Origin of the sequence: Synechococcus lacustris str. Tous, from assembly GCF_003011125.1 — a bacterium.
In the GTDB taxonomy this organism is placed as follows: domain Bacteria; phylum Cyanobacteriota; class Cyanobacteriia; order PCC-6307; family Cyanobiaceae; genus Synechococcus_D; species Synechococcus_D lacustris.
Genome location: NZ_PXVC01000304.1, coordinates 1 through 606, shown reverse-complemented (window position 1 = coordinate 606; position 606 = coordinate 1). Strand labels below are relative to the sequence as shown.

Sequence of the window (606 nt, the reverse complement as noted above, 5' to 3'; positions counted from 1 at the left end):
GGCCAATGCGATGGGCCACGCTTTGGAAGCCCGCAGCGGGGGAGCCCCCCACCCGTTGGCTTGGGCTATCGGCGCTGATTAGCCCTGGGTTTGCTGCTTCTAGCTCTAATAATTCTCGATAAAGCCTGTCGTAAACCGCATCTTCCATGGCTGGAGAATCCAGCACGTAGTAGGCATGGGCGGCAGCGATCAACAAGCGCCGCAACTCTTCTGCCCGTGCTGCAACAGAAGTGGGTGCCATAAGTGAACCTTGTTTAGGAATCCAAACGGTTGATCCGCTCCACCCGCCAGTTATCTTCTATTTTCACAAAAATAAAATCCAATGGCAGTTCTTCTTTGCCATCACTTTTTAATTTCACTGTGAGCATGATCTGGCCTTCTTGAATTCTGGGGCGCCCTGATTTCAAGTTGCGATATTTATTTAGTTGTAGCCCAGCTAAAAAGCGGATGAACTGCTGCCGGTTCACATGCTGCCTATAGCTTTTGGTGGTTAGGAGATAGGCGGCATCCACCCGGCCAGAGGCAATTTGATTAAAGAACTGCTTTAGCAAGGGATTGATGCCCCGGGCACTGATCACCAGCTTCACGGCGCTGATGGTCCAATAC

2 protein-coding genes are annotated in these 606 nt (G+C 51.3%); both read right to left on the bottom strand.

Annotated features, from left to right (window positions below):
* Window positions 1–241 (bottom strand): DNA ligase LigA-related protein (locus tag C7K08_RS15070; RefSeq protein ID WP_423218708.1); only part of this gene is annotated, 241 nt, incomplete at its 3' end.
* A gap of 13 nt (window positions 242–254) precedes the next feature.
* Window positions 255–606 (bottom strand): hypothetical protein (locus C7K08_RS15065; protein ID WP_106501217.1); only part of this gene is annotated, 352 nt, incomplete at its 5' end.